This is a genomic window from Xanthomonas sp. 3307, from assembly GCF_014199735.1.
Lineage (GTDB): Bacteria > Pseudomonadota > Gammaproteobacteria > Xanthomonadales > Xanthomonadaceae > Xanthomonas_A > Xanthomonas_A rydalmerensis.
The window spans coordinates 444,634-459,084 of the sequence record NZ_JACHOG010000001.1 but is presented as its reverse complement, the minus strand read 5'-3'; the positions used below and the strand labels follow the sequence as shown (position 1 = coordinate 459,084).

Annotated in this window: 11 protein-coding genes; 8 read left to right on the top strand and 3 right to left on the bottom strand. The window is 69.0% G+C overall.

Annotated elements, in window-relative coordinates; all coding sequences use genetic code 11:
• Positions 1 to 36 precede the first annotated feature (36 nt).
• Complete coding sequence (locus GGR64_RS01965; RefSeq protein WP_184643637.1) at positions 37 to 2,451, top strand: glycoside hydrolase family 127 protein; 2,415 nt, start codon at positions 37 to 39, stop codon at positions 2,449 to 2,451.
• 504 nt (positions 2,452 to 2,955) lie between these two features.
• Positions 2,956 to 5,832: a TonB-dependent receptor gene (locus GGR64_RS01960; protein WP_167087562.1), complete on the top strand. Its 2,877-nt coding sequence runs from the start codon at positions 2,956 to 2,958 to the stop codon at positions 5,830 to 5,832.
• 318 nt (positions 5,833 to 6,150) lie between these two features.
• Here the strand turns inward: GGR64_RS01960 and GGR64_RS01955 are convergent, their stop codons facing one another.
• The 3 genes from GGR64_RS01955 to GGR64_RS01945 form a co-directional block, all read right to left on the bottom strand.
• Positions 6,151 to 7,173 (bottom strand): Ldh family oxidoreductase, encoded by a 1,023-nt coding sequence (locus GGR64_RS01955; protein ID WP_184643635.1) that lies wholly within the window; start codon positions 7,171 to 7,173, stop codon positions 6,151 to 6,153.
• Positions 7,174 to 7,403: 230 nt separating this feature from the next.
• Positions 7,404 to 9,308: a molecular chaperone HtpG gene (gene htpG, locus GGR64_RS01950; protein ID WP_160970237.1), complete on the bottom strand. Its 1,905-nt coding sequence runs from the start codon at positions 9,306 to 9,308 to the stop codon at positions 7,404 to 7,406.
• Positions 9,305 to 9,487, bottom strand: coding sequence for a hypothetical protein (locus tag GGR64_RS01945; protein ID WP_160970239.1), 183 nt, complete (start codon positions 9,485 to 9,487; stop codon positions 9,305 to 9,307). Before GGR64_RS01945 ends, htpG begins: the two co-directional genes overlap by 4 nt.
• Before the next feature lie 33 nt (positions 9,488 to 9,520).
• Between GGR64_RS01945 and rsmD the strand changes: the two genes are divergently transcribed.
• The 6 genes from rsmD to GGR64_RS01915 all read left to right on the top strand — a co-directional run bounded on the left by rsmD (position 9,521) and on the right by GGR64_RS01915 (position 14,440).
• The gene (gene rsmD, locus GGR64_RS01940) at positions 9,521 to 10,126 is read left to right on the top strand and encodes a 16S rRNA (guanine(966)-N(2))-methyltransferase RsmD (RefSeq protein WP_160970241.1); all 606 of its coding nucleotides are present in this window, start codon (positions 9,521 to 9,523) and stop codon (positions 10,124 to 10,126) included.
• The gene (gene coaD / locus GGR64_RS01935; RefSeq protein WP_010342036.1) at positions 10,123 to 10,629 is read left to right on the top strand and encodes a pantetheine-phosphate adenylyltransferase; all 507 of its coding nucleotides are present in this window, start codon (positions 10,123 to 10,125) and stop codon (positions 10,627 to 10,629) included. The genes rsmD and coaD overlap by 4 nt, the downstream gene beginning before the upstream one ends.
• Positions 10,630 to 10,669: 40 nt before the next feature.
• Positions 10,670 to 11,164 (top strand): hypothetical protein, encoded by a 495-nt coding sequence (locus tag GGR64_RS01930; protein WP_184643633.1) that lies wholly within the window; start codon positions 10,670 to 10,672, stop codon positions 11,162 to 11,164.
• Between the two features lie 288 nt (positions 11,165 to 11,452).
• Entirely contained in the window at positions 11,453 to 11,737 is a 285-nt protein-coding gene (locus GGR64_RS01925; RefSeq protein WP_017908325.1) for a YfhL family 4Fe-4S dicluster ferredoxin, read from the top strand.
• Entirely contained in the window at positions 11,734 to 13,491 is a 1,758-nt protein-coding gene (ggt, locus tag GGR64_RS01920) for a gamma-glutamyltransferase (RefSeq protein ID WP_184643631.1), read from the top strand. The genes GGR64_RS01925 and ggt overlap by 4 nt, the downstream gene beginning before the upstream one ends.
• Positions 13,492 to 13,546: 55 nt before the next feature.
• Entirely contained in the window at positions 13,547 to 14,440 is an 894-nt protein-coding gene (locus GGR64_RS01915; RefSeq protein WP_184448715.1) for an MBL fold metallo-hydrolase, read from the top strand.
• Positions 14,441 to 14,451: the final 11 nt, after the last annotated feature.

Below are 14,451 nucleotides of genomic sequence, written 5' to 3'. Positions count from 1 at the left end.
TTTCCCGCATGCCGCGTCGCACGCGGGAAGCCGGCCATGAGCGGGCAGGGCATGCATCGGCATGGCGCCGCGTGCGCGCATGTCACCGGGGAGGCGGCCGGCGTCGCACTGGATCCCTCGCGGCGCCGCTTCCTGCAGTGGAGCGCGCTGGCGGTGGCGGCCGGGATGCTGCGCTTCCCGCTCGACGCCGCCGCGTCCACGCCCGGGCGGGTGCAGGCGCTGCCCTTGCAGCAGGTCACGCTGAAGCCGTCGCTGTTCCTGGATTCGCTGCAGACCAACCGTCGCTACCTGCTGGAACTGGAGCCGGACCGTCTGCTGCACAACTTCCTGCAGAACGCCGGCCTGCCGCCGAAGGGCGCGGTCTACGGCGGCTGGGAGGGCGACACCATTGCCGGCCACACGCTGGGCCACTACCTCAGCGCGCTGGCGAAGATGCATGCGCAGACGCGCGATCCCGCGCTGCGCGAGCGCATCGACTACATCGTCGCCGAACTGGCGCGCGCGCAGGCCAAGGACGCGGACGGTTACGTCGGCGGGCTCACCCGCAAGAACGACAAAGGCGCCATCGACAGCGGCAAGGTGGTGTTCGAGGAAGTGCGCCGCGGCGTCATCAAGGGCAGCAAGTTCAATCTCAACGGCAGCTGGTCGCCGCTGTACACGGTGCACAAACTGTTCGCCGGCTTGCTCGACGCGCACGCACTGGCCGGCAACGCACAAGCGCTGCAGGTGCTGCTGCCGCTGGCCGGCTATCTGGGCGGGGTGTTCGATGCGCTCGACCATGCGCAGATGCAGACCCTGCTGGACACCGAGTTCGGCGGCCTCAACGAGTCCTACATCGAGCTGGGCGCGCGTACCGGCGATGCGCGCTGGATCGCCATCGGCAAGCGCCTGCGCCACGAGAAGGTGATCGACCCGGCCGCGGCCGGGCGCGATGCGCTGCCGCATATCCACGCCAACACCCAGGTGCCCAAGTTCATCGGCGAGGCGCGCCAGTTCGAGGTCGCCGGCGACGCCGACGCGGCCGCGGCGGCGCGCTTCTTCTGGGAGACGGTGACCGCGCACTACAGCTACGTGATCGGCGGAAACGCCGACCGCGAGTATTTCCAGGAGCCGGACACCATCGCCGCGTTCCTCACCGAGCAGACCTGCGAGCACTGCAACAGCTACAACATGCTTAAGCTGACCCGGCACCTGTACCAGTGGACGCCGCAGGCGCGCTACTTCGACTACTACGAGCGCACGCTGCACAACCACACCATGGCCGCGCAGCATCCGGCCACCGGCATGTTCACCTACATGACGCCGATGATCAGCGGCGGCGAACGCGGTTTCTCCGACAAGTTCGATTCGTTCTGGTGCTGCGTCGGCAGCGGCATGGAAGCGCATGCGCAGTTCGGCGATGCGATCTATTGGCAGGACGCCACGTCGTTGTACGTGAATCTCTACATCCCCTCGCGGCTGGACTGGAGCGAGCGCGACCTGGCGCTGGAACTGGACAGCGGCGTGCCCGACAACGGCAAGGTGCGCCTGCAGGTGCTGCGCGCCGGCGCACGGGCGCCGCGGCGGTTGCTGTTGCGGGTGCCGGCCTGGTGCCAGGGCCGCTACACCCTGCGCGTCAACGGCAAGCCCGCACGCGCGGCGCTGGCCGACGGCTACCTGACGCTGGAGCGCGACTGGCGCGCCGGCGACGTCATCGACCTGGACCTGGCCACACCGCTGCGGCTGGAGCACGCGGCCGGCGATGCGGACACGGTGGTGGTGATGCGCGGGCCGCTGGCGCTGGCCGCCGACCTGGGCCCGGTGAGCACGCCCTACGACGCGCCGGACCCGGCGCTGGTGGCCGCGGCCGATCCACTGCGCGGCTTCGCCGAGCTGCCGCAACCCGGCCATTTCCTGGCCAGCAGCACGCAGCCGACCGGCCTGACCTTCGTGCCGTTCTATGCGCAGTACGAGCGGCGCAGCGCGCTGTACTTCAAGCGTATGGGTCCGGCCCAATGGGCGCAGGAAGCGCAGCGGCGGGCGCGCCGCCAGGCCGAGCAGGACAGCCTGCGTGCGACCGCGGTGGACATGATCCAGTTCGGCGACGAAGCCTCCGAGCAGGCCCACCAGTTGCGCAGCGACACGTCCTTCGGCGGCGCCTACCGCCGCCAGCAGTGCCGCGACGTGCGCGGCAAGGGCTTCGTCGAGTTCCGCATGCGTGGCAGCGCGCAGCCACTGGCGCTGCGCCTGCGCTTCTGGGGCAGCGACAAGGGCCGCTTCAACATCCTGGTCAACGGAAAGCTGGCCGTGGAAGTGGCGGTGGAGCGCGGCCAGGTGATCGATTTCGTCGATCGCGACTACCCACTGCCGCCGGCCTTGACCCGCGACGCGCAGCCGCTGACCGTGCGCATCGAGCCGCAGCACGGCGACACCGCCGGCCCGCTGTTCGGCGGCTGGCTGATTCCGGTGTGATGCGGCCCGGCACGAACATCGGCATCGCCTCGTGCGACCGATTGCAGCGTGTGCCTGTCGTGGCGGCGTCTGCGCGACACGGCGCCATGCCGCAGCACGGCCGTCGCGCACAGGCGCCGACCCGCACCCGACCATGCATGATTCCGCACGTGAAACCGCGAATCGCGACAAGACGCGGGCATGCATCCACGGCACAGTGTGACCGCGTGATGAAATTCTGATCGCATCGTCGTACCGGCCGTGGCGCCGGCGCGCGCCACCGGAGCGCCGCCGTCGTCGTCGGACGTCATCGCAGTAGCGGGGAGCCGCGCACCGGCCGTGCGCGCAGGACATCGCCATCCCCGCGGTGCGTCAGGCCGTCAAGGCCGGGCGCAGGCATGCCATCGCAGGCGCCGCGCAGGCGCCACCGTCCAGCAGGTCCGTCCGTCGGCATGGCGCCGGCATGGCGTCGTTCGGCCTGCGTTTCTCACTGTCCCGTCTCGTCATCACTCCTGGAGCTCGCCCATGTCGTTTTCGCCGCCACGCCCCTCCTTCCGTCATGCCGCGACGCCGCTGGCGCTGGCGGTCGCCACCGCCTTGTCGCTGGGCAGCGCGGGGACGGCGCAGGCGCAGGAGGCGAGCGCCGACAGCGCTCCCCAGACCCTGGACAGCATCGTGGTCACCGGCTCGCGCCTGCGCCGCGTCGACACCGAGACCGCCAACCCGGTCGTGACCATCAGCCGCGCGCAGATCGAGGCCACCGGCAAGGCCACGCTCGGCGATCTGGTGCAGGAGCTGCCGTCGATCGCCGGCAACGCCACCAATCCGAACACCAACAACGGCGGCGGCACCGGCGCCTCGGTGATCTCGCTGCGCGGCCTCGGTGACAAGCGCACCCTGGTCCTGGTCAACGGCACGCGCCTGGCCAGCAACGACGTCAACGCGATCCCGGCGACCATGATCGAGCGGGTGGAAGTGCTCAGCGACGGCGCCTCGGCGGTGTACGGCTCGGACGCGATCGGTGGCGTGGTCAATTTCATCCTGCGCAAGGGCTTCGACGGCATCGAGGCCAGCGCCGACTTCGGCACCAGCTCGCGCAGCGACGGCAACCGCCGCAACTTCTCGCTGACCGCCGGCAAGACCAGCGAGCGCGGCAGCATCGTCGCCGGCCTGTCCTACCACGACATCGATCCGGTCTCGGCCGGCGAGCGCGCCTATTCCAAGGATGCGCTGTCGCTGATCGACGGCGTCGGGGTGAAGCAGGGCTCCTCGGCTACCCCGACCGGCAGCATCAGCTTCAACGACGGCTCGGCCGCGGCCAAGGCGCTGGCGGCGAGCAACGGCTGTTCGCGGGTCACCTTCAACGGCGGCAGCAGCAGCCCGACCAACGCCAGCCAGTACCACTGCTACGTCGCCTCGACCGATTCCTACAACTACCAGCCCTACAACCTGTTGCAGACCCCGCAGGAACGCACCAACGCCTTCGTGCTCGGCAGCTACCGTTTCAACGACCATCTGGAAGGCTACGTCAACACCTACTTCAGCAAGACCACCTCGTCCTCGATCATCGCGCCGATCCCGATCTTCGCCAACGGCGACAACTTCCTGGTCTCCTCCGCAAGCTACTACAACCCGTTCGGGGTCAACTTCGGCACCGACCGCAGCACCGGCACCTCGTACAACAACTTCAACACGCGCGCCACGGTGCTCGGCAACCGGCAATACCAGTACGACACCTACAATTTCCAGATCAATCCGGGCCTGCGCGGCAGCTTCGGCGACAGTTCCTGGCAGTGGGATGCCAGCCTCAACTACGGCAAGGTCAAGCAGAAGTCGATCAACCAGGGCTTCCTCGACTACGCCGGCTTCAACGCCGCGGTGGGGCCGTCGTTCCTCGCCGCCGACGGCACCGTCAAGTGCGGCAGCGCCGGCGCGGTGATCGCCGGCTGCACCCCGATCGACGTGTTCAACCTCAACGCCGCCAGCAACAAGGCCGCGCTTGAGGCGCTGGTGGTCAACCCGATCGTCACCAACGTCTACACGGTCAAGCAGTTCGAGGCCAATGCCAACGGCGAACTGTTCGCGCTGCCGGCCGGCACCGTCAGCCTGGCCGCCGGCGTGTCCTACCGCAAGGAAAGCACCAGCACCGCCGCCGATCCGCTGTGGACCGGCGACGAAAACGGCATGTGTGGGGTGCTGGAGTACTGCGCGTCGGTGCTCGGCGGCAGCTTCAGCGTCAAGGAAGCCTATGCCGAAGCGCTGTTCCCGCTGCTGGCGGGGCTGCCCGGCGTGCACTCGCTCAACCTGACCGTGGGCACCCGCTTCTCCGACTACGACACCGTCGGCAGCAAGACCAACAGCAAGGTCTCGCTGGAGTACCGCCCGATCGAGAACCTGTTGCTGCGCGGCACCGCCTCGCAGGTGTTCCGCGCGCCCAACATCAACGAACTGTATGCCGGCGTGGCCGGCGACTCGCCGTCGGTCACCGACCCGTGCAACGGCTATACCGGCGGCCATGCCGCGGCCTGCGCCAACGTGCCCACCGACGGCAGCTACCAGCAGGCCGACAACCAGGTCGGCGCCAAGGCCTCCGGCGCGGCCGTGGCCGGCTACCAGCTCAAGCCGGAGACCGGCATGTCCTACGACTTCGGCGTGGTCTACGACCCGGGTTGGGTCGAAGGCCTGTCGATGAGCGCGGACCTGTGGAAGATCAACCTCAAGGACACCATCACCCAGGTCTCGGCGCAGACGGTGCTCAACCAGTGCTATGCCAATGACGCCAGCGCGTTCTGCGCGCTGATCCACCGCAACGACAACGGCACCGTCAACTACATCGCCGAGCCCACCGTGAACCTGGGCAAGCTGTGGGCCAGCGGCGCGGACTTCAGCCTCAACTACCGCCTGCCGGACACCGCCTGGGGCAGCTTCAGCGCCGGCCTCAACGGCACCTACGTGATCCGCTACGACATCAACCCCGACACCACCGACCCCAGCACCGTCACCATCCACAACGCCGGCAAGTACACCTACGCCTACGGCAACTTCCCGCGCTGGCGCGCGCTGGGCACGCTGAACTGGAACCTGGGCGACTGGAGCGCGTCGTGGCGTGTCCGCTACATCGGCCGCACCGAGATCGGCAGCGCCGACACGCGGCAGAGCCTGTCGGCCGACGCTGACCAGCCCGCCGTGGTCCGCGACATCGGTGCCTACGTCTACCACAGCGTACAGGTGGGCTATCAGGTCAAGCCGTGGAACACGCGCTTCGAAGTGGGCGTGGACAACCTGGCCGACCGCCAGCCGCCGCTGTACTACGCCAACAACGTCACCAACGCCAACACCGACGTGGCCACCTACGATCTGCTTGGCCGCTACTACTGGGCGCGCGCGACGGTGAAGTTCTGAGCCGAATGCTGTTTGCACAGGCGAGCAGGGTGCCGGTGCCGTGGCGGGTGGAGCCCGCCGCGGTGCGCTCGGCCGGTGCGCTTCCGCACCGGTGGCGTCGAGCCGTCACGGCGTGCGGATTGCGGGTTGGCTGCCGCATCTGGCGCGGCGCATCGCACGATTGCGCCGCGTACCTAGCGATGACGGAAGGCCACTCGTAGGAGCGGCTTCAGCCGCGACAGGCATCACCGGTAACGCCGCGTCGCGGCTGAAGCCGCTCCTACACGACGACGCCATGTCCCGCTGAGCTACGGCAAAGCGGGCTATTAGCGGCGCCCCTCAATCGAGCAAGGCCAGCAGATCCTGATGTAAGGCCTGTGGAATCCGCACGCCTTCGCTGCGGCTGCGTGCCCGCGCCTGGTAGCGGCGTTGCGACGGCAGGCGCGCCCCGGTGGCCTCGTAGGCGGCAAAGAAAGCTTCCGCGCGGGCCAGATGCGTCGCACGGTCGGCGCCGAGGAAGCACGCCGGATCCAGCGCCAGGATCAGTTCGCCGTGGTAGGGCGCCGCGCCGGCGCCAGCGTCGTGGGCCAGCGATTCGGCACTGGTGAGGTCGCCGATTAAGGGGCCGGCGATCAGTTCGATCATTACCGACAGCGCCGAGCCCTTGTGGCCGCCGAAGGTCAGCATCGCGCCGCCGTCGGCGACCGCGGCCGGGTCGGTGGTCGGCGCGCCTGTCGCATCCACGCCCCAGCCTTCGGGAATCGGCTGGCCGGCGCGGCGGCGCAGCTCGATCTCGCCGCGTGCCACCGCGCTGGTGGCGAAATCGAACACGAAGGGTGGCGCGTCCACGCGCGGCCAGCCGAACGCCAACGGATTGGTGCCCAGCAGCGGCGTGCGACCGCCGGCCGGCGTGACCCAGGCATGGCTGGGGTTGCAGATCAGCGCGACCAGGCCGGCCTCGGTGAGCCGTTCCACCTCTGGCCATAGCGCGGAGAAGTGCACGCAATGGTTGATCGCCAGCGCCGCCAGGCCATTGCCGCGCGCCTTTTCGATCAACAACGGCAGGCCGCGCTCGAACGCCAGCAACGAGAACCCGCCGCACGCATCGACCCGGACGATGCCGGGCGCATGGTCGTGCACGACCGGCTCGGCGTCGCCCACCACCTTGCCGTTGCGCAGCGTCGCCACGCAACCCAGCGTCCGGTACAGCCCGTGTGAGGCGCAGCCGTCGCGTTCGCCGGCAATGATGGTGTGGGTGAGGGCGTGCACATGCGCGGGGCTGAAGCCGGCACGGGAGAGGATGCGCTCGACCAGGTTGGTGGCCTGGTCCAGGGATAGGGGGATCGTGTCGCTGGTGTTCATCGAGAAAGGCGGGCGGGGGAGTGCTCTGGATTCTGGCCCGAGCCGTGCTTCGTGAGAACCCTCTGGGTGCCGGGTCGCATTGGGCGGCTGTCCTGACGTGAGATCCGTCGTGGCCAGAGCACGGCAACTGGAAACCCCCCAGCCCGTTCCATGTCTGACGGCTGGCCCAGAAACAACGAAGCCGGCAGGTCGCCGGCTTCGTTCTTCCCACCGTTTGGGCCTGGCAAGGCCTACACCGACAACTCCAACAACAGCTTGTTGAGCCGCCGCACATACGCCGCCGGATCCTTGAGGCTGTCGCCAGCCGCCAATGCAGCCTGGTCGAACAGCACCTTCGCCAGATCGCCGAAGCGCTCGCCGTCGGCTTCCGCGTCCAGCTTCTCGATCAGCGGGTGCGCCGGGTTGAACTCGAACACTGGCTTGCTCTCCGGCAACTTCTGGCCGCTGGCTTCCAGGATCTGCCGCATCTGCAGGCCCAGGTCGCCCTGGCCGATGGCCAGGATCGCCGGGGAATCGGTCAGGCGGTGCGAGACGCGCACTTCGGAGACCTCGTCCTTCAGCACGTTCTGGATGCGCTCGACCAGGCCCTGCTTGGCCTTGGCGGCCTCTTCCTTGGCCTGCTTCTCTTCCTCGCTGTCGAGCTTGCCCAGGTCCAGGTCGCCGCGCGCCACGTCGACGAAGGACTTGCCATCGAACTCGGTGAGGTAGCTCATCAGCCACTCGTCGATGCGGTCGGTGAGCAGCAGCACTTCGATGCCCTTCTTGCGGAACACCTCCAGGTGCGGGCTGTCCTTGATCTGCGCGTAGCTCTCGCCGGTCAGGTAGTACAGCTTGTCCTGGCCTTCCTGCATCCGCGCCACGTAGTCGGCCAGCGACACGTTCTGCGTGCCGTCGCTGCCGTGGGTGGAGGCGAAGCGCAGCAGGCCGGCGATCTTCTCGCGGTTGCCGAAGTCCTCGGCCGGGCCTTCCTTCAGCACCTGGCCGAAGTTCTTCCACACGCCCTGGTAACGCTCGGCGTCGTCCTTGGCCAGCTTCTCCAGCATGTCCAGGGCGCGCTTGGTCAGCGCCGACTTCATCGAGTCGATCACCGGGCCGGACTGCAGGATCTCGCGCGAGACATTCAGCGGCAGGTCGCTGGAATCGACGATGCCCTTGATGAAGCGCAGGTACAGCGGCAGGAACTGCTCGGCCTGGTCCATGATGAAGACGCGCTGCACGTACAGCTTGAGTCCGCGCGAGGCGTCGCGCTGGTACAGGTCGAACGGGGCGCGGCCGGGCACGTACAGCAGCGAGGTGTACTCCAGCTTGCCTTCGACCTTGTTGTGGCTCCACGCCACCGGGTTCTCGTGGTCGTGGGCGATGTGCTTGTACAGCTCCTGGTATTCCTCGTCCTTGATCTCGTTGCGCGGGCGCGTCCACAGCGCGCTGGCGCGGTTGACGGTTTCCCACTCGGGTGTTTCCGGCTTGTCCTTGTCCTCGCCGTGGTGTTCCTTGGGCAGTTCGATCGGCAGGGCGATGTGGTCGGAGTACTTGCGCACGATGCCGCGCAGCTTCCAGCCGTCGGCAAAGTCCTTCTCGTCGTCCTTCAGGTGCAGCACGATGCGGGTGCCGCGCTCGGCCTTCTCGACCGTGGCGACCTCGAACTCGCCTTCGCCGCGCGAGGACCAGTGCACGCCTTCGCTGGCCGGCAGCCCGGCGCGGCGGCTGTACACGTCGACCTGGTCGGCGACGATGAAGGCGCTGTAGAAGCCCACGCCGAACTGGCCGATCAGGTGCGAATCCTTCTTCTGGTCGCCGGACAGGTGCTTGAGGAACTCGGAGGTGCCGGACTTGGCGATGGTGCCCAGGTGCGCCACGATCTCCTCGCGGCTCATGCCGATGCCGTTGTCGTCGATGGTGACGGTGCCGGCGTCCTTGTCGAAGCCGATGCGGATGCGCAACTGCGCGTCGCCGTCCAGCAGTTCCGGCTTGACCAGCGCCTCGAAGCGCAGCTTGTCGGCGGCGTCGGAGGCATTGGAGATCAGCTCGCGCAGGAAGATCTCCTTGTTGGAATACAGCGAATGGATCATCAGCTGCAGCAGCTGCTTGACCTCGGTCTGAAAGCCCAGGGTTTCTTTTTGGGTTTCCACGCTCATCGGTAGGTGCTCCATGAAGGATGGGCGGCCGCGCGGAGGAGGGCACGGCTCTGCCGGCCGACATGGTGGCGGCCGCGGCCGGCTTCAAGCACCGGGCCGCGCAGACGCCGGTCGGCGCGCTGGTCTATGATCCGGACCCCGTTCCGCCGCCCGTCGCCGATGCCGTCCTTGCGTTTCATGTCCTGCCTGTCCAGGCCCCTGCGGGGCCGCCGATGAGCCGTCCCGGCGGCGGGCAGGTGCGAATCATCGGCGGGCGCTGGCGCAACACGCGGCTGCCGGTGCCGGACCTGGCCGGGCTGCGCCCGACCTCCGACCGGGTCCGCGAGACCCTGTTCAACTGGCTGCAACCGGTGCTGCCCGGGGCGCGCGTGCTGGACCTGTTCGCCGGCAGCGGCGCGCTGGGGCTGGAAGCGGTGTCGCGCGGCGCGGCCGGCGCAGTGCTGGTCGAACGCGACCCGGGCCAGGTGGTACAGCTGCGCGCCACGGTCACGCGGCTGCAGGCCCAGGACCAGGTGCAGGTGGTGCAGGGCGATGCGTTGCGCTGGCTGGCCGAGGCTACAGCCGATGCCCCGGCCGATATCGCCTTCGTCGACCCGCCGTTTGCCGCCGGGCTGTGGGACGCGGTGTTGCAACGCCTGCCGGCGCGGCTGGCGGCCGACGCCTGGCTGTACCTGGAGTCGCCGGCCGGACAGGGACCGGCGCCGCCCGCGCCCTGGGCGCTGTACCGCGAGGGCGGCAGCCGCGAGGTGCGTGCTGCCCTGTACCGGCGCACCGCTGCTACACTTCCCGGCGACCTTCACGCGGTACCCGACGCATGACCGTGGCCCATAGCCGCATCGCCGTCTATCCCGGCACCTTCGATCCGATCACCAACGGCCATATCGACCTGGTCAACCGTGCGGCGCCGCTGTTCGAGCAGGTGATCGTGGGCGTGGCGCAGAGCCCGTCCAAGGGGCCGACCCTGCCGTTGGACCTGCGCGTGTCGCTGGCCCGCGAGGCGCTGGCCGGGCACCGCAATGTGGAAGTGCTGGGCTTTGACACCTTGCTGGCGCATTTCGTGCGCTCGGTCGGCGGCGGCGTGCTGCTGCGCGGCCTGCGCGCGGTGTCCGATTTCGAATACGAGTTCCAGATGGCGAGCATGAACCGGCATCTGATCCCGGAGGTGGAGACGCTGTTCCTCACCCCGGCCGAGCAACACAGCTTCATTTCGTCCTCGTTGGTGCGCGAGATCGCGCGCCTGGGCGGGGACGTCTCCGGCTTCGTGCCGCCGTCGGTGGTGCAGGCGCTGGTCCAGGCCCGCCAGGCCGCCGCGCAGCGCTGAGCCGTCCACCATTCACTGACGACACAGAGGGAGCCGTTCCATGAACACCACCGCACGCGCGTTGCTGATCGCTTCGCTGGCCCTGGGCTTCACCGCCTGCAAGAAGGAAGAGGCCGCCAAGCCGGCCGCCGACGCGCAGCCCGCGCTGACCGCGCCCGCCAAGGACGACGACGCTGGCTGGAAGAAGTACCTGCAGGAAGTGGCGATCCAGAACATGGGCAACGTCACCAACAGCCCGTTCCTGTACTACCTGCCGCCGGAATCGGATCCGGAGTTCCAGGCCAAGTACGACCGCCAGGTCGAGAGCGCCACCACCGCCATCGGCCGCGGCATCCAGCCGGGCAACATGCTGGCGTTCGGCTCCTCGGCCTCGGCCAAGATGGCCGACCTGATCGCCGCGGCCTTCGCCAAGGTCGAGCCGAACACCATGAAGGGCGTGCGCGTGGTCTACATCGGCGCTCCGGCCGACAGCGCCCGCGTCGAAGCCGTGGTCAAGCCCACGGGCGCCGACTACATCTTCGTCGAAGCCAAGTAAGCCCGCAGGGCCGGCGCGCCGATGCGCGCCGGTCCCGCCATGTCGCGCCGCACGGCGCGAACACAGTCTCTCCGCCACAGCGGAGAAGGGCCTGGCCCTCGAGACCAGGCGTGCCATCTTTCGATGCAGCGATGCCAGGCGCCGTGTGTCCGGCGTCGATCGCGGGGCAGACGCGCTCCTTCACGACGAGGCGATGGCGATACAGCGTTCCGCGCCATGGCGCCGCCTTCGCGGGGCCGTCCCGTCCCGATCCGGTAAACTGCCCGGGTCAGTGCCGAAGTGCGCCCCATGTCCCTCAAGATCAACGAGCTCTGCGTCAACTGTGACGTCTGCGAGCCGGCCTGCCCGAACCAGGCCATCGCCATGGGCGAGACGATCTACGTGATCGATCCGGCCCGCTGTACCGAATGCGTCGGCCATTTCGACGAGCCGCAGTGCGTGGTGGTGTGCCCGGTGGAATGCATCGACCCGGACCCGGCCATTCCGGAGACGCACGCGCAATTGCTGGCCAAGCTGCAGCGCCTGCAGCGCGACCACCCCGAGTTGTACCCACAGGAGCCCCCCGCCGCATGAGAAGCCTCGTCCGCCGTGTCCTGCTGCTCGCCCTGGTCCTGACGCCGTCGGCGTGGGCCGAGGCACCGGTCGCCGAAGCGACTGCCACCGCCCCGGCCGCGCATCCGCCCGGTGCCGCGATCGCCAGCGGCCACCGTCTGGCCACCGAGGCCGGCCTGCAGATCCTGCGTGAGGGCGGCAATGCCTTCGACGCCGCAGTGGCGGTGTCCTCGACGCTGTCGGTGGTCGAGCCGATCAGCTCGGGCCTGGGCGGCGGCGGCTTCTTCCTGCTGCACGACGCCAAGACCGGCAAGGACGTGATGCTGGACGCGCGCGAGACCGCGCCGGAATCGGCGACGCCGGCCGCGTTCCTGGATGCCAAGGGCGAGCTGGACCGCGACCGCTCGATCAACGGTCCGTGGTCGGCCGGCATCCCCGGGCTGCCGGCGGCGCTGGTGGAGCTGGCGACCAAGCACGGCCGGCTGCCGCTGCGGCAGTCGCTGGCGCCGGCAATCCGCATCGCCCGCGAAGGCTTCCCGGTGTACGCGCGCATGGCCGAGGGCTACCAGTCGCGGCGCAAGGTGATGGAGCGCTATCCCGGCACGCGCGAGGTCTACCTGCGCAACGGCCGGCCGATCGCCGAGGGCGACGTGTTCAAGCAGCCGGAACTGGCCAACACGCTGCAGTTGCTGGCCGACAAGGGCTTCGATGGCTTCTACCGCGGCGCCACCGCCAAGAAGCTGCTGGCCGGGGTCAAGCAGGCCGGCGGCCGCTGGACCGCGCAGGAACTGGCCGGCTACACGGTCAAGGAACGCACGCCGATCCGCTTCGACTACAAGGGCTGGACCATCACCACCGCGCCGCCGCCGTCCTCCGGCGGCATCGCCCTGGCCAGCATGCTGCAGATCCTGGAGGGCTACGACCTCAAGACCATGGACCCGGTGCACCGCGTGCACCTGACCGTGGAAGCGATGCGCCGCGCCTACCGCGACCGCACCTTCTTCCTGGGCGACCCGGATTTCACACATGTGCCGCAGCGCATCCTGCTCAGCAAGGACTACGCCGTGGGCCTGCGCTCGACCATCAACCCGGACAAGGCTACGCCCAGCGATCTGCTGTCGGGCCAGCCGACTCCGCTGGAAGACGACGAGACCACGCATTTCTCCATCATCGACGGCGAAGGCAACCGCGTCGGCGCGACCCAGACGGTCAACCTGCTGTACGGCTCCGGGTTGATCCCCAAGGGCACCGGCGTGCTGCTCAACAACGAGATGGACGATTTCGCACTGCGTCCGGGCACGCCGAATGCCTTCGGCGTGATGGGCTACGCGGCCAACGCGCCCAAGCCGGGCAAGCGCCCGCTCAGCTCGATGTCGCCGACCTTCATGGAGAACGCGGACAAGGCCATCGTGCTCGGCACCCCGGGCGGCAGCCGCATCATCACCATGGTGCTGCTCGGTATCCTCGGCTACGACGACGGCCTCACTGCGCAGCAGGTCGCCGCGTTGCCGCGCTACCACCACCAGTGGCTGCCGGACGTGATCGAGGCCGAGACCGGCACCTTCGACGCGGCCACGGCCAAGGGCCTGGAAGCGATGGGGCATGCGCTGAAGCTGCCCGGCGACAGCGCCGAGGACGGCCACGGGTCCAGCCACGTCTGGGGCAACCTGCAGACGGTGGAATGGGACAAGCGCCGCAACGTGCTCAGCGGCGGCAGCGACCCGCGCAACGAGGTCGGCAGCGCCGAAGTGCTGCAGACCTCGCCGGCGCGCTGAGCCGCGCGACGCCCGCTTCTGCGAATCCCCACTCCCCACTCCCGAATCCCCGCTCATGAAGCTCTGGTCCATCCAAGGCAACTCGCAGAAACTTGACGGTGGCGCGATGTTCGGCAACGCGCCCAAGGCGATGTGGCAACAGTGGGCCGCGCCCGACGACGGCAACCGCATCGCGCTGGCCTGCCGCGCCTTGCTGGCCAGCCCGCTGGCCGGCAAGACGGTGTTGTTCGAGACCGGCATCGGCGCGTTCTTCCCGCCAGCGCTGCGCGAGCGCTACGGCGTGCAGGAGGCGCGGCACGTGCTGCTGGATTCGCTGCAGGCTGCGGGCTTTGCGCATACCGACATCGACGTGGTGGTGCTGAGCCATCTGCACTTCGATCACGCCGGCGGCCTGCTGGCGCCGTACCGCGAAGGCGCCGCGCCGGAGCTGCTGTTCCCCAACGCGCAGTTCCTGGTCGGTGCGGCGCACTGGCAGCGCGCGCTGCACCCGCATCCGCGCGACCGCGCCAGCTTCATCCCGGAACTGCCGGGCCTGCTTGAGGCCAGCGGCCGGCTGGAACTGGTCGAGGGCGACTACTCGCGCGCCCTCGGCGAGGCGGTGCGATTCCGTTTCAGCGACGGCCACACGCCGGGGCTGATGCTGGCCGAGATCGTCGGCCCCCACCACGGCGAGGACGGCCAGGCGCACGGCGGGGTGGCGTTCTGCGCCGACCTGATCCCGGGCCGGTCGTGGGTGCACGTGCCGATCACCATGGGCTACGACCGCAACGCCGAGCTGCTGATCGACGAGAAGCGAGCGTTCCTGGAAGACGCGCTGGCGCGCGACGTGCGCCTGTTCTTCACCCACGATCCGGACTGCGCGCTGGCGCAGGTGCAGCGCGATCCCAAGGGCCGCTTCGTCACCGCGCACGAAGTGCCGGCGCTGCAGGCGCGCGCGCTCGCCGCCTGAGCGCGGCGTTC

Excerpts from the sequence above, each read along its gene's own strand:
- GGR64_RS01955 (WP_184643635.1), bottom strand. The coding sequence starts at position 7,173 with ATGAACACCAGCGACACGATCCCCCTATCCCTGGACCAGGCCACCAAC.
- coaD (WP_010342036.1), top strand. The coding sequence starts at position 10,123 with ATGACCGTGGCCCATAGCCGCATCGCCGTCTATCCCGGCACCTTCGAT.
- GGR64_RS01925 (WP_017908325.1), top strand. The coding sequence starts at position 11,453 with ATGTCCCTCAAGATCAACGAGCTCTGCGTCAACTGTGACGTCTGCGAG.
- GGR64_RS01945 (WP_160970239.1), bottom strand. The coding sequence starts at position 9,487 with ATGAAACGCAAGGACGGCATCGGCGACGGGCGGCGGAACGGGGTCCGG.
- ggt (WP_184643631.1), top strand. The coding sequence starts at position 11,734 with ATGAGAAGCCTCGTCCGCCGTGTCCTGCTGCTCGCCCTGGTCCTGACG.
- htpG (WP_160970237.1), bottom strand. The coding sequence starts at position 9,308 with ATGAGCGTGGAAACCCAAAAAGAAACCCTGGGCTTTCAGACCGAGGTC.
- rsmD (WP_160970241.1), top strand. The coding sequence starts at position 9,521 with ATGAGCCGTCCCGGCGGCGGGCAGGTGCGAATCATCGGCGGGCGCTGG.
- GGR64_RS01915 (WP_184448715.1), top strand. The coding sequence starts at position 13,547 with ATGAAGCTCTGGTCCATCCAAGGCAACTCGCAGAAACTTGACGGTGGC.
- GGR64_RS01930 (WP_184643633.1), top strand. The coding sequence starts at position 10,670 with ATGAACACCACCGCACGCGCGTTGCTGATCGCTTCGCTGGCCCTGGGC.
- GGR64_RS01960 (WP_167087562.1), top strand. The coding sequence starts at position 2,956 with ATGTCGTTTTCGCCGCCACGCCCCTCCTTCCGTCATGCCGCGACGCCG.
- GGR64_RS01965 (WP_184643637.1), top strand. The coding sequence starts at position 37 with ATGAGCGGGCAGGGCATGCATCGGCATGGCGCCGCGTGCGCGCATGTC.